Here is a 16,976-nt window from a genome sequence, read left to right as displayed (position 1 = left end):
CCCTCCACTTCCGAGTCGTCCCCGTGAGCGCACTCCATAGCGTGCGCTCACGGGGACGAGGCGAAGGTAGAAGGGCGGCGGGGCGGGGCGCGTTCACGGCGGGGGAGCGGATCCGATGAAGCCGATCGATCCGCGGCTGCTGCGATGGGCGCCCACCGCACGCACCTACCTCGCGGTCTCGGCGGGGATCGCGCTCGTGCAGACCGCGGTCACGATCGGGTTCGCCGGCCTGCTCGCCGCAGGGATCACGGACGTGGCGGAGGGGCGCTCGCCGCTCGGCCACGTGCCCTGGCTCGCCCTCGTGGTGCTCGTGCGCGCCGTGCTGCTCTGGGTGTCCGAGGCGTGGGGCGCCCGGGCGGCCGCGCAAGCCGGGCGCGAGTTGCGGACGGCGCTGCTCGACGCGATCTCCCGCCGCGGTCCTGCCTGGCTCGGCACACGCAACCGCGCCGCCCTCGCGGTCACGGCGGGTCACGGACTCGATGCCCTGGATCCGTACTTCTCCCGGTACATCCCGCAGCTCGTGCTCACCGCGATCGCGACGCCCGTCATCGTCGCCGTGATGTGGTGGCAGGACTGGCCGAGCGGGCTCGCGGCGGTCGTCACGCTGCCGCTCATCCCGCTGTTCCTCATCCTCATCGGCATCGCGACCCGCACGGTGCAGCGCACGCAGCTGCAGGCGCTGCACGCGCTGGCGGCGCGGTTCGCCGACACGGTGCAGGGCCTCGCCACGCTGCGGCTGTTCGGGAGGGAGCGCCGCGCCGCCGCCCGGATGCGCGAGACCGCCGACCAGTACCGCCGCGAGACCATGCGCGTGCTGCGGTTCTCGTTCCTCTCCGGCTTCGCGCTCGAGCTGCTCTCGTCGCTCGCGGTCGCGATCATCGCCGTCTCGGTGGGCCTGCGACTGCTGGACGGCGAGCTGAGTCTCGGCGTCGGCCTGTTCGTGCTGCTGCTGGCGCCGGAGGCGTTCCTGCCGCTGCGCCAGGTCGGGGTGCAGTTCCACGCCGCCGCCGAGGGCGTCGCCGCGACGGAGGACGTCTTCGAGGTTCTGGAGTCTCCGGCGGCCGGGTCCGGCGTTCACGGCGCGTACTTGGCTGCAACTGAGTCCGGGATCCAGCCATCTGCGCGCTGCGAAACAGGACGGGGGATCCGGCTGGTCGTCGACGGGGTCGCCGTGCGGCACGGAGAGCGGCGGCTGCCGGAGGTGTCGTTCACGGCGGAGCCGGGCAGCGTCACGCTCATCGAAGGACGGAGCGGATCCGGCAAGTCGAGCCTGCTCGCGGCGCTGCGCGGGGCGGCGTCGCACGAAGGAACAGTCGTGGCAGAAGGCGCGGCGGACCCGGATCCGATCACGTGGCTGGCGTGGGCCGGCCAGCGCCCGGGGCTCATCCGCGGCACGATCGCCGCGAACGTCGCGCTCGGCGATCCTGAGTCCGATCTTGCGCGCGTCCGCACGGCTCTCGCCGATGCCGCTGCGCCCGATCTGGATCCGGCGCAGGAGCTCGGCGTGCAGGGGGCGGGGCTCTCCGGAGGTCAGGCGCAGCGCGTCGCCGTGGCCCGCGCCCTGTACCGGCTCGGATCCGGCGCGCGCGTGCTCGCGCTCGATGAGCCGTCGAGCGCCCTCGACGCCGTGACGGAGCAGCGGCTGTGGGAGTCGCTGCGCCGTGCCGCCGACCACGGCGCGACGGTGCTGCTCGTCTCGCACCGGGAGTCGGCCCGCGCGATCGCGGACCAGGTGGTGCGGGTGGGTGACGGCGCCGTCGCGGCGATGGGCGCCCGGACGGGCGCCGATCTGCGCGAGAGTCCGGCGGCCGCACCGACGGGGTCATTGAGCGAGGATCGCGAAGCGGACGACCGAGACGAAACGCGGCGCCCGGTCGGGGGCGACGTTTCGTCTCCGACGCCTTCGGCGGCTTCCCTCAACGACCAGGGGGATCAGGATCCGAATCAGGATCAGGATCAGGATCCGGATCTGATCCCGGATCTGCCGGCCTCGGTCGGCGGGATCCTGCGGTTCGCGATGCCCCCCGCCCGCCGGTTCCTGCCCGCGATCCTGGCCGGGATCGTCTCGGCGGCGGCTGCGGTCGGCCTGCTGCTCGTGAGCGGCTGGCTCATCGTCACGGCGTCGCTCGTCGACAACCTCGTGCCGCTCTCGGTCGCGATCGTCGGGGTGCGGTTCTTCGCGGTGACCAGGGCCGTCACTCGGTACCTCGAGCGCCTCGTGGGTCACGACGCCGCCCTCGGGCGCCTCGCGGATCTGCGGGCCGCGGTCGTGCGCCGGCTCACTCCGCTGGCCCCTGCCGGACTCGGCTCCACCGACCGAGGCTCCGTGCTCGCCGCCCTCGTCGACGACGTGGAGAACCTGCAGAACCTGCCCCTGCGCGTGGAGCAGCCGCTGCTCACGGGCGGCGTCGTTGCCCTCGTCTCGATCGGCGTCCTCGCTGCGATCGCCCCCTCGGCGGCCCTCGCTCTCTCGGTCTGCCTCGTGATCGCGGTCGCCGGTGCGGTCGTGCTCGGCGGCATCGCCGGTGGCAGCGCCGAACGCGCGCTCAGCCGCGACCGTGCGGCGCTCGCCGGAGCCCTCGTCGACGAGCTCACCGCGCTCGACGTGCTGCAGGCCTACGGCGCAGAGCCGATCGCACGCGGTCGGATCCGCGCCGCCGACGAGGCGCTGCGGCGCACGACCACCCGGGCCGCCGTCGCACAGGCGCTGTCGTCTGCGGTCGTATCGGTCACCGCCGGTGCCGCCTCGATCTGGGCGCTCGCGGTCGCGGCGCCGGGGCAGGCCGGGGGAGCGGTCGACGCGCCCTGGTTCGCGGTCGCCGTGCTGCTGCCGATGGCCGTGTTCGACGTGTTCTCCGCCGTGCCGCAGGCGGCCTCGGCCTGGCGCGGGGTGCGCGCCGGCGCGGAGCGGATCCACGCCCTGCTGCCCTCCGCCCTGCCGGCCGAGGTGCGCGGCGACGAGGGCGAGGGGCGCATCGAGGACGGCGCGCTCCGCCTGCGCGGCGTGACGGCGTCGTGGCCGGGAGCCCGCACCCCTGCCCTGCGCGAGCTCGACCTGGACGTCGCGCCGGGCGAGCGCATCCTCGTCACCGGATCCAGCGGCGTGGGCAAATCGACGCTCGCCGCCGTCCTCGTGGGCTTCCTGCGCTTCGGGGGCTCCTATCGAGTCGGCGACAGCGACGCCGCCCTGGTCCCGGGGCCGGAACTGCGCCGCCACGTCGGGCTGTGCGAGCAGGATCCGATGCTCTTCGACGAGGACATCCGGCAGAACCTGCTGTTCGCGCGCGAGACCGCGACCGATGCCGAGCTGTTCGCCGTGCTCGACCGGGTCGGCCTCGGCCCGTGGGTGCGCGAACGCGGCGGGCTCGACGCGCGAGTGGGGGAGCGCGGCGCCCTCGTCTCGGGTGGTCAGGCGCAGCGCATCGCGCTCGCCAGGGCGATCCTGCGCGGCTTCCCCGTGCTCGTGCTCGACGAGCCGACGGCCGGGGTCGATCCGGACGCATCCGACGCACTCCTGCGCGATCTGCTGGGCGCGGCCGGATCCCAGACCGTCGTCCTGGTCTCGCACGTGGAGCCGCCCGCCGGGACGGTCGATCGGACCGTCCGGCTCGACGCGGGGCGCATTCGGGCCGTCCAGGCCTGAGCCGACACGCGCAAGCAGCCGGGCGCGGCGGATCTCACCGCCGCGCCGGCTGCCGACGCGTGGTCAGGCGGCGATCCCCGGCACCTCGTCGAGGCGGCGGTAGACCGGGATCCCCCGACCCTCCGCGATCGCGACGTCCTGATCGGCCCCGCGGGACTCGCCGGGCAGGCGCAGCACCGCATCGCAGTGCTGCAGCAGGCGCTCGGCCGTCGGGTACATCACCTCGTTCGCGAGCGGATCGCCGGGGCCCGTCGCACCGGCGCTGGACAGCACGGGCAGCGCGACCCACTCGCCGATCATCGGGATGTGCCCGGCGCGGAAGATCGGCCAGGCCGCCTCCTCGAGCCGAGCCAGGTTCTGCGCCATGAGCGCGGGGTCCCCTCCGGTGCCCGAGGCGTAGGGGCCGGCGATCAGGATCATGAGTGGCTTCGTCATGTCGGGTACAATACAGCAGAAACGTGCATGACTCGGAAGGAATCGGAATGCTTGCTGCCGCACGCAAGGAGATGCTGCTCGAACGGCTGCGCCGTGACGGACGCCTGGTCGCCAAGGACATCGCCGCAGAGCTGGGTCTGTCGGAGGACAGCATCCGCCGCGACCTGCGCGAGCTCGATGCGGCAGGGCTCGCGGTGCGCGTCTACGGCGGGGCGCTCCCGGCATCGCCCGCCGTCGTCGACTACGGGCGGCGCACGGCTGTGTCCCCCGACAGCAAGGCGCGCGTGGCCGCCGCGGCCGCGGCCCTCATCGAGCCCGGGGCGACGGTGATCCTCGACGGCGGCACCACGACGCTCGCGATGGTCGCCCGGATTCCGGTCGCGCTGCGGTGCACGGTCGTCACGCACAGTCCGACGGTGGCCGCCGCGCTGCTCGACCACGCCGCCGACGTCTTCCTCATCGGCGGGCAGCTGTTCAAGCACTCCGCCGTGGCGTGCGGCGCGGCGGCCGTCGAGGCCGCGCAGCGGATCAGCGCCGACCTGTTCTTCCTCGGCGTCACGGGCGTGCATCCGACGGCGGGGCTGACCACGGGGGATCCGGAGGAGGCGGCGATGAAGCGCGTCCTCGCCTCACGCGCCGCGGAGACCTACGTGCTCGCGAGCGAGGAGAAGATCGGCACGGCCTCGCGGTTCGGCGTCCTCGCGCTGGACGAGGTGGCCGGCGTCGTCACGGACGCGGATCCCGCGGATCCGACGCTCCGCGAACTCGTCGCTTCGGGCGTCCGCCTCATCGCGGCGGACTGATCCGGATCCGGAGTTCCGGACCTTGCGATCCGTGGCGGAGTCCCGGGTCCCGATCTTGCCGACCGCGGCGGGATCCCGGGTTCCGATCTTGCCGACCGCGGGGGGATTCCGGGTCCCGAGGCGTCGTCAGGGCCAGAGCGGTGCGGTGGGCTCGAGCACCTCGCCGAGCGCCTCGAAGGCGTGGCGGCGCTCCTCGATGCGGCGGTGCAGCTCCTGCTGCGCATCATCGATGACGTCCGGATCCAGCGGCGCCGAGGTCACGTCGGAGCGGGCGTGCTCGGCGGCGAGGTGCGCGTCGAGCTCGGGGCCCGAAGTCCACGAGGTGATGAGCGCGTAGCGCGGCGCCGTGCCGCGATGCCAGACCGCGTGCCAGAAGCGCTGGGTGTCCACGACGATCCGCGAACCTGCGGGCAGCGGCAGTCGCACCTCGGTGGCGGGGTCGAAGCGGTCCTGCCGCAGGATCAGCAGCGAATCCGGATCGTCGGTGAGGTTGTAGAAGCCGCGGACGACCCAGCCCGTGCCGTCGGGGTTGAGGCGGTTGTTGTCGTCCTGGTGCAGGTTGTAGATCGCGTCGGCGTAGGTGTTCGGCTGCAGCTCGACCACGCGGCAGCGCCCGATGTTCGCGCCCGCCTCCTGCGCGCGTCGCACGAGTGTCGGGGCCAGGGCCGTCTGCGCGGCGATCCAGACGCCGTCCTTGTCGGGGCGCGGAGGCGTGTGATTCCAGAAGCCGTTGCAGTCCGCCTCGCCGGAATGGCTCGCGAGCGGCGCGAACCGCGTGACGCCCGAGGAGCGCCACGGCGCATACGCGAGATCGAGCCATTCGGCCGGGTCTGCGGACTGATCATACGGATCCAGCACCGCGAATCCGGTCTTCTCCAGCGCGGGCGAGTGGATGTGCGACATGGCGGGGCCTCCGATCCGTCTTCGCAACCAACTTAGGGCATCCTAACTCGATGGCGTGCGACGCGTGCGGGGCGCAACCGTGCAAAACCGGCTCTGCGAACCGTCCTACGCTGGCAGACATGACCAACCCCCGCGGAGCGCTGCTGGTCGGCAGCGTGAACTACGACGACGCCGAGACCACGATGCGCACCGCCGCCGAGATCCTCGGGCCGCGACTGCGGCGCATCCCTGACGGCGAGGTCGGCGTCCGCTTCCACTGGATCATGTTCCAGCCCGATGTGCTCGGGCAGGCGCAGGGGATCGAGCGCGTCGGCGCAGAGCGGATCCCCTTCGGCGCGGGTCTCGACGCCCGGCCCCTGCGGATCGCCGACGGCGTCGAAGCGTCTGAGATCGCGCTGCCGCCGCTCGGCTACGCCTCCGCGGCGCGCGAGTCGTATGCGGTCTTCCGCCGCCTGCGCGCGGAGGGTGCGATCGCCGAGGGCGTGCGCTTCCAGGTGTCGCTGCCCACGCCGCTCGCCGTGATCTCATCGTTCTTCGCAGGCGACGACCGCGTCGCGATCGAGCCCGTCTACACGGCGGCGCTGCTCGGCGAGCTCGAGGAGATCCTGGCCGCGATCCCGCACGCCGATCTCGCGATCCAGTGGGACGTCGCGAGCGAGATGGGCATCATCGAGCGCGCCGCCGGTTACGGCAAAGTCATGGACGCGTGGTGGCCCGGGGATCCTTTCGACGGCCTCGTCGCGCGGCTGGCGGCGCTCGTCGACGCGGTGCCGGCGGACGTCGAGGTCGGCGTGCACCTCTGCTACGGCGATGCCGCGGAGAAGCACTTCATCGAGCCGGCCGACGCCGGCGCGCTCGTCCGCTACGCGAACGCCGTGGTGGCGGCGGTCGGTCGTCCTCTGACTTGGCTGCACCTGCCCGTCCCGATCGAGCGCGACGACGACGCGTACTTCGCGCCGCTCGACGCGCTGGCGCTGGGCGACGACGTCGAGCTGTACCTGGGCCTCGTGCACCGCGAGGACGGCGCCGAAGGGGCGGAGCGTCGCATCGCGGCCGCCTCTGCGCACGTCGCCGAGTTCGGCGTGGCCACCGAGTGCGGCATCGGACGGGCCCCCGCCGGATCCACCGAGGGCATCCTGCGCACCCACGCCGAGGTCGCCACGGCCTGGTGAGGGCGGGTGCGTCTGACGTCGCCGAGCGCACGGGATCCCGTCGAGTGCACGGGATCCCGGCGTCGACAAGCCGTGAGCTCGGCAGGATCCGGTGGATTCGGCGGGCGGCGCGCCCGGGTCGCAGTGCTCGATTCGCGATCGATCCCGCCGTCGCGTAAGCTGTTCCGCGGTGACGTGTCCGAGCGGCCGAAGGTGCAACTCTCGAAAAGTTGTGTAGGGTAACCCCCTACCGTGGGTTCAAATCCCACCGTCACCGCCATGAAAACCCCCGAGGAATCGGGGGTTTTCGCGTATCCGGGTGGTGCGTTGCACGGCCCAGACGAACGGTGAGAGGAGCGGGCGGACAGCCGACAAATGCTGCCCGCCCGCTGCACTCACGCGCGTTCTGCGGAGAACCGGTTCTCCGCCGCGTCGAACTCGGTCACGCGCAGGTTCAGTTGCTCGCCGGGCTCGCCCTGGGCGCCTTTCGCGAGGCCGGCAACGCCGGCGTACTCCACGAGAACACCGAACGGCAGCGACTTCGTGACAGTCGCGGCGATGATGTCACCGGCCGCAAGAGTCTGATCGTCCATGTATTCACCCCCTCTCCCAGAATCGGGCGAAGGAGGACAGGAGGATCACGGGGCGGGCGGGCAGCCCTTCCCATACGTGCCGCGCTTCGCGTCCAGCACCATCCCGATCTTCACGGCTTCATTGTAGATCGCCGCATCGCACGTCTCTCGTGGGCGAAGCGACGTCATCGGGAAGGCCAGTCATCCCTGGCCAGGTGCGCCGTACTGGCCGCCGTCCGGCAGCGGTGGGCATGAGGCCGTCGTGGTCTGCGCCGCGACCTCGGCGCGCACCTCGACGCCGTCCGGCAATGCGTCGACCGTGTAGACGATCCCCTCTTGCGCACCCTGAGCCGGAATGTAGCCCACCGCCGTCGACGTGACGTCCGGGTTGTCCGGCCAGGGCCCGCCCGCGGTCGAGATGAGGTCGCCGGTCGGGTGCTCTCGCAACCAGTTCCCGGCTTCGGTCACGCCCATGCCCGGGATCTTCCAGTAGGCCGTCAACTGGGCGTACGGACCGCACGGCCAGCCCGTGAAGGAGCTGAAGGGCTTCAGGTCCGCAGGCGTCGCCGGTACCGCGCCCGGCGGCAACGTGGCCTCGGCGAGCCAGGCGTGCGCCTGTTCCTGCGCCCGGGCGTCCGTGCTTCCCGAGGCCACGACGGACGACGCCGACTCGCTGGGCGACGGGGAGGGAACAGCCGACGGCGGAGGTGCTGTCGATGCCGCTCCTGCGCCGGTCGGAGCCGTGGCGCACCCCGTCAGGGCGAGCGCCAGGACGGAGGCCAGGAGCAGAGACGCGCGGATCCGCATGCGTACACGATAGACGTCGCCGGCCTCGGCGTGCGGGAACGGCCGGTCGGAGACTGCGGAGAGCCTGAGGCTCGGGATGACGTCGCCGACCTCGTTCACCAGAGGGACGCGAGCATCGCTGCGAGCACGGTCACCAGGAGGGCGAGATAGGTCCACGCGTGCACACGATCGGGGATCGGAAGGGGGTGCCGGCGCAGGACGACGATGACGGGGATCGCCCCGGCCAGCAGCAGCGCCGCCGCTCCGATGTCGACGAGCCCCACGGAGAGGAACGGCGCGTGGACAGGCGCCGCGTGGGGGAGGGCCAGGAAGGCGATGCTCGCAGGAAGGCTGAGAGCAAGGGTGAGCGGGTTCGCCAGGGCGGTCGCCTCGCTCATCGGCAGGCCGGAGCGGCGCAGCAGAGGCACCGTCATCACGCTGCCTCCGACACCGAGCACTGACGCGACCGCACCGATCGGCAGTCCATAGGAGGAGGGGATCCGTGCCGTGCCGCGTGGAGCGCTCGCCCGAGTCGCGCGAGTGAAGAAGCCCGGGCGCACGGACACGTCGACGATCGTCACCGCCAGGTAGGCGATGAAACCCCACGAGACCACCGCCGCGGGCACCACGGACGCGATGGCGGCACCGCTCAGCCCGCCTACGGCGAGCAGGAGGAGAAGCATCCTGCGCCCCCGCAGTCGTCCGAGCACGGCGACCGGGGTCGCGGCCGTGGCGATCGCGGCATTGACGACCATGACCACGGCGGAAGTCGCCACGGCGATCGTGCCGGCGTCCGAGCCGGCGGCGGCATCCGCCCACACGATCACGGGAACGGTGACGAAGCCGCCGCCGAAGCCGAACAGCACGGTGGTGAGCCCTGCGAAGGCTCCGATCAGGAGAAGTGTGAGGATTATCATCGGAACAAGCCCAGCACCGTGCCGCTCGTCTGGCAGTCGAGGATCGGGCATCTTCTTTCGAATCCCGGCCATACGATCGATTCATGCGCAACGTCTCGCTGGACCGCGTCGATCGACTGCCGGTGTCGGTCCTGCCGATCGCGACCGACTACGCCCCAGGGCACCTGCTGGCGTGGCACGAGCATCGGCGTGCGCAGTTCCTGTACGCCGCCTCGGGCACCATGCTCGTCGAGACCCGCGACGGCGCGTGGACGGTGCCGGGAGAGCGAGCGGTCCTGATCCCGCCGCGGACCCGCCACCAGGTCCGGATGCTGGACGTGCAGACCAACAGCCTCTACATCGAGCCTCGCTCCGTGCCGTGGTGGCCGGAGCGGTGCGAGGTGGTCGAGGTCCCCGATCTTCTGCGAGAACTGCTGCGGGCGGCCGCGGACATCGATGCCGGGGCTCTGACCGAGAGCCGCAGTCAGGCCGTGTCGGTGCTGCTCCTGCATGAGCTGGCGGCACTCGTCGAAGTGCCGATGTCCGTCCCGTTCCCCGAGGACGTCCTGCTGGCGGGACTGTGCCGCCGCTTCATGTCCGCGCCGGATCTGCGCGTGGACAACAGAGCCTGGGCGCTCGAGGCCCGCATGAGCGAGCGGAGCCTGACGCGCCGGTTCCGCGCGCAGACGGGGATGAGCCCCGCCGCCTGGCGGGCCAAGGCCTTGCTGCTCGCGGCGATCCCGCTGCTGGCGCACCGCACGGTGACGGATGTCGCCGGTGCCCTGGGCTACTCCTCCCCGGCGGCGTTCTCCTACGCCTTTCACCGCGCCTTCGACGTGACTCCGATCTCGCTGCGTCAGTGACCCCACGGACTTCCACCTTCGCGTCGTCCCCATCAGCGGACTCCATGGCGTCCGCTGACGGGGACGACTCGGAAGTGGGAGCGCGGCGGGTCCCCCCGGGGGGCGTTGCTGATTCCGCAAAGGCATTCGCGGCGGGGCGCGGGTGGCGATACGTTCAGAAGGCGGTCCACGGGCCGAGCCACTGCACCTCGACGGATCGGATGACCGGTGATCTCCTGACGACGCCTCATCGTCCGTTCGCAGCGGCAGAGCCGCACGCCCTGAGAGGAGCATCGTGACCATTCAGATCATCCCCGCACCCGTCGTCCGCCAGACGTGGATCGAGCCGTTCACGGGCGGAACCGAGATCCGCGCTCTGCACGGCTTCCGGCTCGCCCGGGTCGAGGATCCGGTGGAGGGCTTCGCGGTGCAGATCCTGACCAGGCCGTCGGGGACGAGCGCGCTCGTCTCCGCCGAGATCGCCGAGTGGGAGGGCGTCCGGCAGGCCACGAGCGAGACGGAGCTGAGGGCGGCGCTCGCTGCGGCCGGCATCGAGATGAACGGAGCCGACCATCTGTTCTTCCTGCCGGACGGGCGGAAGGAGGAGGTGCGGGCCGCGGACGACGCCCCGCACGTCCGTCGGCTCACCGCCGCTGACGAGGCCCTGTTCGCGGCGTTCGAGGAGAGCGCGCCCGAGGCGGACGTCGACGAGGCGTGGGTCGAACTCGACCACTGGGCGGTGTTCGGCGCCTTCGACGGGGACCTCCTCGTCGCGGCCGGCAGCGCCTTGCCCTTCCGCGAGGACAGCCTGCTGGCCGACATCGGCGTGCTCACGCTGCCGAGCCGCCGCGGTCAGGGCCACGCGCGTGCGATCGTCCTCGCGCTCGCCCGGCATGCGCTCGCGGAGGGATACGAGCCGCAGTACCGCTGCCAGCTCGACAACACGTCCTCCGTGATTCTGGCCGAGCGCACCGGGTTCCTGAGCATCGGAACCTGGGACGTCCCGCTCCCCGTCGAGGGCGATGACGAGGGATAGCGGCGACCGTGCCGGTCAGGCGAGGGCGTCGACGATCGGGCGGAACTTCACCCGGGTCTCCAGCAACTCCGCCTCGGGGTCGCTGCCGGCGACGATCCCGGCGCCCGCGTAGGCGGTGAGCGGGATCGGGTCTCCGGATCCGGATCCGGTCACGTCGAACTGCGCGCACCGCAGCGCGATCGCCCACTCGCCGTTGCCGTCCGCGTCGATCCAGCCCACGGGGCCGGCGTAGCGCCCCCGGTCGAAGGGCTCGAGCTCGCGGATCGCGGCGATCGCGGCATCGGTCGGGGTGCCCGCGACCGCGGCGGTCGGGTGCAGCGCGGCGGCGAGATCGAGCGCGGAGGCGCCGTCGCTGAGGTGCGCGCGCACGTCGGTCGCCAGGTGGAACAGGTTCGGCAGCTCGAGGATGAACGGGCCGCCCTCCGCGTCGAGCGCGGTCGTGTGCGGGGCGAGCGAGGCCACCACACTGCGCACCGCGAACGCGTGCTCGTCGTTGTCCTTGGGGCTGTCGGCGAGCGACGCGGCGGCGCGGGCATCGGTCACCGCGTCCGCACCGCGAGCGGTCGTGCCGGCCAGCACGCGGGCGGTCACCACGCCGTCCTGCGCGGTGACGAGCGTCTCCGGACTCGCGCCGATCAGGCCGTCCACGGCGAAGGCCCACGTGTCGGGGTACTCGGTGCTGAGCGCGCGGACCAGACGGCGCAGGTCGGATCCGGCGGGGACCGTGCCGACGAGATCGCGCGCGAGCACGACCTTGCCGTACCGGGCGTCGGCGATCGCCGCGAGAGCCTGGCGCACCGAGGCCTGGTAGCCCTGAGCGGTCTGCGCGCCGGGACCGAGCGTGCCCGCCCAGTGCGGGCCGAGGGCGGTGGGCGCCGGGGCGGCGCCCACGAGGTCGCCGTCCGCGAGGTCCCCGTCCGCCGGAGGGGCGTCGAGGATGCGCGTGATCCAGGTGCGTCCGCCGTGTCGGCCGATCACGGTGCGCGGCACGATGAGCACGCTGTCCGCGGAGGAGGCCTCGTCGAAGACCAGCGCCGCGAACGCGACGAGCCCGGTGCCGGGCAGCCGCACCGCGTCGTCGACGCGCGCGGAGGAGCGGATCCGGTCCCAGGCGCGACCGAGGGCGGTGGTGCGGGGCTCCGTCCCGGCGGCGATCCGGACCACGGCCGCGGTCTCGGATCCGACCGCGACGATCCCGTCGCCGCGGCGCAGCCACGCCCTCGGATCCGTCGGATCCGCATAGGCGAGCAGGTCGTCGGCGAGGTCGAACTCTCGCGTCTGAACGACCAGGCCGGCACTCACGGATCCAGCCTATTGCGTGCCGGAAGCGCCGCCGTGCCCCGGGCAGCGTCAGGGGTGCGCCATAGAGTGGCACCGTGACCCCAGAGCGCCTCCCCTTCGGAACCGAGATCGTCTTCCAGTGGCGCAAGTGGGACGGGTCGCCGCACTGGCGACACGAATGCGTCTACCTCGGCGCCGACGAGTGGGGCGACTGGGTGGGTCAGCCCGGCGGCTGGGGGAGCGCCCGCCCCGGCCGCACCTTCACGGCGCACGGACCCAACGTCACGCTCGTGGCGCCGAGCGGCGACTACGCGCTCACCGTGAACCGCGATCACCCCGAGGGCATGCGGATCTACATCGACCTCGCCTGGGATCTGCGTGCTGCGAAGCCGGCGGACGAGCCCGCCGCGGACGTTGCGCGGCTCCCGCAGTCCGAGGGGGTTCCGGTGCTGTTCACCGGCATCGACATGGACCTCGACGTCGTGCGCATCGAGGGCGAGCGCGGCACCTGGATCGACGACGAGGACGAGTGGGACGAGCATCGCGTGCAGTACGGCTACCCCGCCGAGGTGCAGCGCCACCTCGAGGCGCTCGCCGCCGATCTCGAGCAGCGGGTGCGCGCGCAGTTGCCGCCGTTCGACGACGCCACCGCCGACGAGTGGCTGGACCGGCTCGAGACGCTCGCGCTGCCGGCGCGCGCAGAGCATCTGTAGTACTTCACCATTCCGAGTCGTCCCTCTGAGCGCACCCTATAGGCGGCGCTCAGAGGGACGACTCGGAAATAGGGGGCGCTCCAGGGGAGACACGGAATGGTGGCCGCGTAGGCTGGACGGGTGAGTGCGAACGATCAGCCGAACCGCGCAGACCTCGGCAAGGACCCCTCCCGCGTGAGCGGCATGTTCGACCAGGTCGCGGCCGGCTACGACCGCACCAACACCGTCATGACGGTCGGGAACGACGCGCTCTGGCGTGCGGCGACCACTCGCGCGGTCGCTCCGAAGAAGGGCGAGCGGATCCTCGATCTCGGGGCCGGCACCGCGTCCTCCTCGGCCGCGCTCGCGCGCAGCGGCGCCGACGTGGTCGCCGCCGACTTCTCGCCGGGGATGCTGGCCGAGGGGAAGCGCCGGCACGGCGACCTGCCGAACCTGAGTTTCGTGGAGGCGGACGCGACCGACCTCCCCTTCGACGACGACTCCTTCGACGCGGTGACGATGTCGTACAGCCTGCGCAACGTGCAGGATCCGAAGAAGGCCATCGCAGAGCTGTTCCGGGTCACCAAGCCCGGCGGACGCGTCGTGATCAACGAGTTCTCCACACCGCCGGCCAAGCTGCTGCGCGGCTTCTACAAGATCTACAACTCCCAGGTGCTGCCGCGCGTCGCCCGGCTGGCCGGAACGAACGGCGAGGCCTACGACTACCTCAACGAGTCGATCAGCGCCTGGCCCGATCAGCGCACGCTCGCGAGCTGGCTGCGCGAGGCGGGCTGGATCGACGTCGCCTGGCGCAACCTGTCCTTCGGGATCGTCGCGCTGCATCGCGCCCGCAAGCCCAAGGCCTGACCCGAGAAGCTGCTCTGCGTCACGCCTGCCGGGATCAGCCCTGCGGCGGCGCGGTCAGGAGCGCGGCGATGTCCGCGATCTCCCACGCCTCGGCGATGCGTCCGTCCCGCAGATGGCAGATGATCGCCTGATCGAGCGTGAAGGCGCGATCCGCTCCGGTGGCCTCCGTGGTGACGCTGCCGAGATCGCCGACGATCGTTCCGGTCACGATGACGCGCGCCATCTCGGTGTCACCGTCGGTGAGGATCTCCTGGATCTCGTGCCGCAGCCCCCGCACCGAGGCCACGGCATCGCGCCAGACCTGCTTCTCCTCGTCCCGGCTGGAGGTCGACAGCCCGGCCGGAGCGTGGACCACCACGTCGGCGTGCATGAGCCGATCGAACTCGTCGAGGTTCCCGCTGTCGCCGGCGGCGAGCCAGCGCGCCGTCACGGAGGATCCGGAGATCATGCACCACAGCCTAGAACCGGGACGCACGCGTGAGAAGAGTGCGGTGGGCCGGCGGAGCCGGTCGATCCGCCGCGCGCCGCGGACCCGATGCCGCGGCGACAAGAGGGGACCGGGCACGGTTCGCGCCCAGGTAGGCTGGAGCACGTGACTTCGAGCCCCGCCGCCACGGGTTCGCGCCTCGCGAGCCGTCTCGGTTTCAGCGACCGCGTGTTCGTCGGCCCCGCCGCGCGCAAGCTCGCCCGTGAGGTCGAAGCCGGCCTCGACCTGGTCGAAGAGGGCCTCGCCGTCGACCTGCGCGTCGCCGACTCGATCGCCGACGCCCCCAGCCGCTACCTCTACGAGGCAGGCGGCAAGCGCGTGCGCCCCGTGCTGTCCCTGCTCACCGCGCAGCTCGGCGCCGGAAACGTGCCGGCGGTCATCGACATCGCGAAGGCGCTGGAGATGACGCACCTCGGCTCGCTGTACCACGACGACGTCATGGACGGCGCGGACCGCCGCCGCGGTGTGCCGGCCGCGCAGACCGTGTGGGGCAACAACATCGCGATCCTCACCGGCGACATCCTCTTCTCCCGGGCGAGCCAGCTCATGTCCCGCCACGGCGACCGTGCGATCCGGTTGCAGGCCGACACGTTCGAGCGCCTCGTGCTCGGGCAGATGCATGAGACGGTCGGCCCCCAGGAGGGCGACGACCCGGTCGAGTTCTACATCCAGGTGCTCGCCGACAAGACGGGATCCCTCATCGCGGCGGCGACGCAGGCCGGGGCGATCTTCTCCGGCGCGCCCGCCGAGTACGAGGAGCCGCTGCGCGACTACGGCGAGAAGGTCGGCGTGGCCTTCCAGCTGCTCGACGACGTGATCGACCTCTCCGCGAAGCCCGAGGACACCGGCAAGGTGCCCGGCACGGATCTGCGCGCGGGCGTCCCCACCATGCCCTCGCTGCTGCTGAGCGTCGAGACGGATCCGGAATCCGTCGCTCTCGCCGCGGAGATCGACGCCGGTGTGCAGCGCATCGCCGAGGGAGAGGATCCGGCGATCCTCGACGACGCCCTCGCGCGCCTCCGCGACCATGCCGTCACCCGGAAGACCCTCGACCTCGCCCGCAGCTGGACCCAGGGCGCGATCGACGAGCTGGCCGTGCTGCCCAAGGGGCCTGTGCGCGATGCCCTGACCCGGTTCGCGGAGTCGCTCGCGGACCGCAGCAGCTGACGTCCCGCTGCTGCCGAAAGGAACCACCATGACCAAGCTCAGGCTTGCCATCGTCGGAGCCGGCCCCGCCGGCATCTACGCCGCCGACCTCCTGCTGAAGGCCGAACGGCGCTTCGACGTCTCGATCGACCTCTTCGAACAGCTGCCCGCGCCCTATGGCCTGGTCCGCTACGGCGTCGCCCCCGACCATCCGCGCATCAAGGGCATCATCACGGCCCTGCGCGATGTGCTGGACCGGGGCGACATCCGCCTGTTCGGCAACGTGAACTTCGGCACCGACATCACGCTCGAGGATCTGAAGCAGCACTACAACGCGGTGATCTTCGCGACCGGCGCCCGGCGCGACACCGGCATGGACATCCCGGGGATCGACGCCGTCGGATCCTACGGCGCCGCCGACTACGTCAGCTGGTTCGACGGGCACCCCGACGTGCCGCGCGAATGGCCGCTCGACGCCGCGTCCGTGGCCGTCATCGGCAACGGCAATGTGGCGCTCGACGTGTCGCGCATGCTCGCCAAGCACGCCCAGGACCTGCTCGTCACCGAAGTGCCGTCGAACGTCTACGAGGGCATGCAGTCCAGCGCCGTCACCGACGTGCACGTGTTCGGCCGCCGCGGGCCCGCGCAGGTGAAGTTCACCCCGCTCGAGCTGCGCGAGCTCGGCGAGCTGCGCGACGTCGACATGGTCGTCTACGACGAGGACTTCGACTACGACGACGCGTCCCGTGACGCGATCGCCAGCAACAAGCAGGTCATGGTCATCGACCGCGTGCTGCAGTCCTGGCGCACGCGGGACTCGGTGAACAACGCCGGCGGATCCGCGTCGCGTCGGCTGCACCTGCACTTCTGGGCCCGCCCCGTGGAGGTCCGCACGGACGAGGACGGCCGGGTCGCCGCCCTCGTCTACGAGCGCACGAAGCCGGACGGCACGGGCGGAGCGGTCGGCACGGGAGAGCTGCGCGAGGTGCCGATCCAGGCCCTGTACCGCGCGGTCGGCTACTTCGGCTCGCCGCTGGACGGCGTTCCCTTCGACAAGAAGCACGGCGTGATCCCCAACCGCGAAGGGCAGGTGCTCGCGAAGGACTCCAACCAGCGGGTGCCGGGCATCTACGCCACGGGCTGGATCAAGCGGGGACCGGTCGGGCTCATCGGCCACACCAAGTCCGACGCGATGGAGACCGTGCGCCACCTCATCAACGACCAGGGATCCTGGTGGCAGCCGGAGGATCCGTCCGAAGAGGCGATCCCGGCGCTGCTCGCCGAGCGCGGCGTGCGCTGGACCGACCTCGACGGCTGGCACCGGCTCGACGAGCACGAGATCGCGCTCGGCGCCCCCGAGGAGCGCGCCCGCGTCAAGCTCGTGCCGCGCGAGGACATGGTCCGCGTCTCCCGCGGCGAGTGACGTTCCGGGGCGA

16 protein-coding genes and 1 tRNA gene are annotated in these 16,976 nt (G+C 72.0%); 10 read left to right on the top strand and 7 right to left on the bottom strand.

What is annotated here, in order from left to right; genetic code table 11:
• Positions 1-115: 115 nt before the first annotated feature.
• Positions 116-3,643 (top strand): thiol reductant ABC exporter subunit CydD, encoded by a 3,528-nt coding sequence (gene cydD, locus ACIPY5_RS13480; protein WP_400971521.1) that lies wholly within the window; start codon positions 116-118, stop codon positions 3,641-3,643.
• Between the two features lie 63 nt (positions 3,644-3,706).
• Here cydD and ACIPY5_RS13475 read toward each other — a convergent pair whose 3' ends face one another.
• Positions 3,707-4,078 (bottom strand): DUF4406 domain-containing protein, encoded by a 372-nt coding sequence (locus ACIPY5_RS13475; protein ID WP_400971519.1) that lies wholly within the window; start codon positions 4,076-4,078, stop codon positions 3,707-3,709.
• Positions 4,079-4,125: 47 nt separating this feature from the next.
• On the opposite strand from ACIPY5_RS13475, the gene ACIPY5_RS13470 reads away from it, so the two are divergent.
• Positions 4,126-4,881, top strand: a complete 756-nt coding sequence (locus tag ACIPY5_RS13470) for a DeoR/GlpR family DNA-binding transcription regulator (RefSeq protein WP_400971517.1) — start codon at positions 4,126-4,128, stop codon at positions 4,879-4,881.
• Positions 4,882-5,007: 126 nt separating this feature from the next.
• Here ACIPY5_RS13470 and ACIPY5_RS13465 read toward each other — a convergent pair whose 3' ends face one another.
• The gene (locus tag ACIPY5_RS13465) at positions 5,008-5,784 is read right to left on the bottom strand and encodes a hypothetical protein (protein ID WP_400971515.1); all 777 of its coding nucleotides are present in this window, start codon (positions 5,782-5,784) and stop codon (positions 5,008-5,010) included.
• A gap of 119 nt (positions 5,785-5,903) precedes the next feature.
• Here ACIPY5_RS13465 and ACIPY5_RS13460 point away from each other — a divergent pair, with 119 nt between their 5' ends.
• Both ACIPY5_RS13460 and ACIPY5_RS13455 read left to right on the top strand, forming a co-directional pair.
• Positions 5,904-6,956: a hypothetical protein gene (locus tag ACIPY5_RS13460; protein WP_400971513.1), complete on the top strand. Its 1,053-nt coding sequence runs from the start codon at positions 5,904-5,906 to the stop codon at positions 6,954-6,956.
• A gap of 168 nt (positions 6,957-7,124) precedes the next feature.
• Positions 7,125-7,215, top strand: a tRNA-Ser gene (locus ACIPY5_RS13455).
• A 115-nt stretch (positions 7,216-7,330) separates the two neighbouring features.
• Here ACIPY5_RS13455 and ACIPY5_RS13450 read toward each other — a convergent pair.
• The 3 genes from ACIPY5_RS13450 to ACIPY5_RS13440 form a co-directional block, all read right to left on the bottom strand.
• Positions 7,331-7,528, bottom strand: coding sequence for a hypothetical protein (locus ACIPY5_RS13450; protein ID WP_309341398.1), 198 nt, complete (start codon positions 7,526-7,528; stop codon positions 7,331-7,333).
• Between the two features lie 180 nt (positions 7,529-7,708).
• Positions 7,709-8,413, bottom strand: a complete 705-nt coding sequence (locus tag ACIPY5_RS13445) for a hypothetical protein (protein WP_400971510.1) — start codon at positions 8,411-8,413, stop codon at positions 7,709-7,711.
• A complete protein-coding gene (locus tag ACIPY5_RS13440; RefSeq protein ID WP_400971508.1) occupies positions 8,410-9,210 on the bottom strand; it encodes a sulfite exporter TauE/SafE family protein in 801 nt (266 codons plus the stop codon). Before ACIPY5_RS13440 ends, ACIPY5_RS13445 begins: the two co-directional genes overlap by 4 nt.
• An 83-nt stretch (positions 9,211-9,293) precedes the next feature.
• Here ACIPY5_RS13440 and ACIPY5_RS13435 point away from each other — a divergent pair, with 83 nt between their 5' ends.
• Entirely contained in the window at positions 9,294-10,052 is a 759-nt protein-coding gene (locus tag ACIPY5_RS13435; RefSeq protein ID WP_400971507.1) for a helix-turn-helix domain-containing protein, read from the top strand.
• Positions 10,053-10,326: 274 nt separating this feature from the next.
• The gene (locus tag ACIPY5_RS13430) at positions 10,327-11,067 is read left to right on the top strand and encodes a GNAT family N-acetyltransferase (protein WP_400971505.1); all 741 of its coding nucleotides are present in this window, start codon (positions 10,327-10,329) and stop codon (positions 11,065-11,067) included.
• A gap of 15 nt (positions 11,068-11,082) precedes the next feature.
• Here ACIPY5_RS13430 and ACIPY5_RS13425 read toward each other — a convergent pair whose 3' ends face one another.
• On the bottom strand, positions 11,083-12,369 hold the full coding sequence (locus ACIPY5_RS13425; RefSeq protein WP_309341404.1) for a chorismate-binding protein: 1,287 nt from the start codon (positions 12,367-12,369) through the stop codon (positions 11,083-11,085).
• Between the two features lie 74 nt (positions 12,370-12,443).
• Between ACIPY5_RS13425 and ACIPY5_RS13420 the strand changes: the two genes are divergently transcribed.
• Together ACIPY5_RS13420 and ACIPY5_RS13415 are read left to right on the top strand one after the other, a co-directional pair.
• A complete protein-coding gene (locus ACIPY5_RS13420; protein ID WP_400971503.1) occupies positions 12,444-13,061 on the top strand; it encodes a hypothetical protein in 618 nt (205 codons plus the stop codon).
• A gap of 120 nt (positions 13,062-13,181) precedes the next feature.
• Entirely contained in the window at positions 13,182-13,907 is a 726-nt protein-coding gene (locus ACIPY5_RS13415) for a class I SAM-dependent methyltransferase (RefSeq protein WP_400971501.1), read from the top strand.
• 34 nt (positions 13,908-13,941) lie between these two features.
• Here the strand turns inward: ACIPY5_RS13415 and ACIPY5_RS13410 are convergent, their stop codons facing one another.
• The gene (locus tag ACIPY5_RS13410) at positions 13,942-14,355 is read right to left on the bottom strand and encodes an ester cyclase (protein ID WP_400971499.1); all 414 of its coding nucleotides are present in this window, start codon (positions 14,353-14,355) and stop codon (positions 13,942-13,944) included.
• Positions 14,356-14,499: 144 nt separating this feature from the next.
• Between ACIPY5_RS13410 and ACIPY5_RS13405 the strand changes: the two genes are divergently transcribed.
• Positions 14,500-15,561 (top strand): polyprenyl synthetase family protein, encoded by a 1,062-nt coding sequence (locus tag ACIPY5_RS13405; protein ID WP_309341408.1) that lies wholly within the window; start codon positions 14,500-14,502, stop codon positions 15,559-15,561.
• A gap of 28 nt (positions 15,562-15,589) precedes the next feature.
• Positions 15,590-16,963 (top strand): FAD-dependent oxidoreductase, encoded by a 1,374-nt coding sequence (locus ACIPY5_RS13400; protein WP_400971496.1) that lies wholly within the window; start codon positions 15,590-15,592, stop codon positions 16,961-16,963.
• Positions 16,964-16,976 lie beyond the last annotated feature (13 nt).

The sequence above is a fragment of the Microbacterium sp. NPDC089698 genome, assembly GCF_044749045.1.
GTDB lineage: Bacteria > Actinomycetota > Actinomycetes > Actinomycetales > Microbacteriaceae > Microbacterium.
The sequence above is the reverse complement of the archived record's forward strand: the minus strand, read 5'-3'. Positions and strand labels throughout refer to the sequence as shown.